Annotated in this window: 2 protein-coding genes and 1 pseudogene; all 3 read right to left on the minus strand. The window is 66.6% G+C overall.

Going from position 1 to position 2,623, the window contains the following annotated elements; all coding sequences use genetic code 11:
• A pseudogene (locus tag ACFWFR_RS19015) lies at positions 1-94 on the minus strand (superoxide dismutase); the annotation flags it as partial.
• A gap of 179 nt (positions 95-273) precedes the next feature.
• Positions 274-1,992 carry a cytochrome bc complex cytochrome b subunit gene (locus ACFWFR_RS19020; RefSeq protein WP_377616346.1) on the minus strand — a complete coding sequence of 573 codons (1,719 nt, stop codon included), beginning with the start codon at positions 1,990-1,992 and terminating at the stop codon, positions 274-276.
• On the minus strand, positions 1,989-2,623 hold a 635-nt coding region (locus ACFWFR_RS19025), incomplete at its 5' end, for a Rieske 2Fe-2S domain-containing protein (protein WP_377624149.1). The genes ACFWFR_RS19020 and ACFWFR_RS19025, both read right to left, overlap by 4 nt.

The raw sequence follows: 2,623 nt of genomic DNA on the forward strand, positions 1-2,623 counted from the left end.
GCTTGGAGTGGTGGAGCTCCATGATGCGGCCGGAGATGTGGGGCTCGAGTGCGCCGTAGTCGTACGACAGCTCGGGAAGGGTGTAGACAGCCATGCCGGAATGCCTCCTGGATCGTGTGCCGCGCCGGAGTAGAGCGACATCTTTGACGAACGCGCTCGAGAACGGCAAATGTGATCGAACGCGACACCGGTGGAACGCAGAAGACCCGTGAGATTGTTCCGGCCGAGGCCGAGCAGTCTCACGGGTCTTCTGGTGCTCCGCAGGGGAGCGGGTCAGTGCTTGGTGCTGCCGGCCCCGGTGTCGTCGGGGCTGACGATGTGGCTGCCGCCACCCACGGCCGACCCGGACTCGACGGCCTGCGTCGTGTCCGCGGCGCCCAGGGCGTCGTGCTCACCGTGCGAGTGCGACGCCGCGAGCTCCGACGGGGTCACGGGCTCGACCCGGTCCTCGTAGAAGAACTGCGACAGACGCTGGAGTCGACGGTCCTTCTTGTAGCCCTTGCGGCGGACGCCGCGCGAGTCGGTCGCCGGGTCGATCTCGAGCGGGGCGTGCGCCGTGTAGTTCACACGGAGCCAGCGCTCCTGCTCGTCGAGCGGACGGTGGACCTCGATGTACTCACCGTGCGCGAAGCGCACGATGCGGCCGGTCTCGTGGCCGTGCAGGACGAGCTCGCGGTCCTTGCGCTGGAGCCCGAGGCAGATGCGCTTGGTGATCCAGAAGGCGATCACCGGACCGACGAAGAGGAGTACTCGGAACACCCACGTGATCGCGTTGATCGACAGGTGGAAGTGCGTCGCGATGAGGTCGTTCGAACCGGCCAGGGCCAGGATGATGAACGCCGTCAGGAACGCGACACCGAGCCCGGTGCGGACCGGGACGTTGCGCGGGCGGTCGAGCACGTGGTGCTCGCGCTTGTCCTTGGTCACCGCGGCCTCGAGGAACGGGTAGACCGCGAGGAACGTGAACAGCAGGCCCGGGATCACGACCGCCGGGATGAGGATGTTGAGCGAGAGCGTGTAGCCCGCGATCACGTACTCGGTCTGCCCGGGCATGAGTCGTAGCGAACCCTCGAGGAAGAGCATGTACCAGTCGGGCTGGGCGCCCGCCGACACGGGGGAGGGGTCGTACGGTCCGTAGTTCCACACGTTGTTGATCGCCATCGTGGCGCCCATGGCGGCGATGACGCCGAACACCACGAAGAAGAAGCCACCGGCCTTGGCGACGTACACGGGGAAGAGCGGGAAGCCCACGACGTTGCCGTTGGTGCGGCCGCCACCCGGGTACTGGGTGTGCTTGTGCAGCACCACGAAGAACAGGTGGAGGGCGACGAGCGCCAGGATGAGGCCCGGGACCACGAGGATGTGGAGCGTGAAGAGCCTCGGGATGATGTGCTCGCCAGGGAACTCGCCACCGAAGATGAAGTACGACAGGTACGACCCGATGACCGGGATCGACTTGACGACGCCGTCGGTGATGCGCAGGCCGTTGCCGGACAGGACGTCGTCCGGCAGCGAGTAGCCCGTGAAGCCCGCGAGCAGGCCCATGATCATCAGGAGGAACCCGACCATCCAGTTGAGCTCACGGGGCTTGCGGAACGCGCCGGTGAAGAACACGCGCATCATGTGGGTCACGATCGCGGCCATGAAGAGCAGCGCGGACCAGTGGTGGATCTGACGCATGAGCAGGCCGCCACGCACCTCGAACGAGGTGTGCAGCGTCGAGGCGAAGGCCTCGGACATGAGCACGCCGTTCATCGACGCGGGCTCACCGTGGTACGTGACCAGGCCCATGCTCGGCACGAAGAACATCGTCAGGAAGAATCCCGAGATGATCAGGACGACGAACGAGTAGAGGGCGATCTCACCCAGGAGGAACGACCAGTGGTCGGGGAAGACCTTCCGGGCGAACTCCTTCACGGCTCCGGCGATGCCGGTGCGCTGGTCCAGGTAGTCTGCGGTCGCTTCAGCGGGTCCCGCGGTGCTGGTGCTCACTTCAGGCGCTCCCAGTAGCTCGGTCCGACGGGCTCGTGGAAGTCGCTCTGCGCAACCAGGTAGCCCTCGTCGTCAACGGTGATCGGCAGCTGCGGGAGCGGCCTCTTGGCCGGGCCGAAGACGACCTTGGCGCCGTCGGCGACGTCGAAGGTCGACTGGTGGCACGGGCACAGCAGGTGGTGCGTCTGCTGCTCGTAGAGCGCGACGGGGCAGCCGACGTGGGTGCAGACCTTGGAGTACGCGACGATGCCGTCGTACGACCAGTCCTTGCGGTCCGGGGCCTCCTTGAGGTCACGCGGGTCGAGGCGGACCATCAGGACGATCGCCTTGGCCTTCTCCGAGATCCACTCGTGGGAGTTGCGCACCTCCTCGGACACGTCCGGGATCACGTGGAAGGCGCTGCCGATCGTGACGTCCTCGGCCTTGATCGGGCGGCCCGACGGGTCGAGCGCGAGGCGCATCTTGGGCTTCCAGAGGGTGTGACGGAACTTGCTGACGTTCCAGTCTCCACCCACCTCTGCCACGAGGGGAACAGCGATCGCGAGGGGGAACAGCGCGAGGGCCGTCACGACGGCACCCTTGAGCACGCCACGACGGGCGATGCCCGAGTCCTCTGCGCCCTCGGTGAGGG

This window comes from Oerskovia sp. NPDC060287 (genome assembly GCF_042726775.1).
In the GTDB taxonomy this organism is placed as follows: Bacteria; Actinomycetota; Actinomycetes; order Actinomycetales; family Cellulomonadaceae; genus Oerskovia; species Oerskovia merdavium.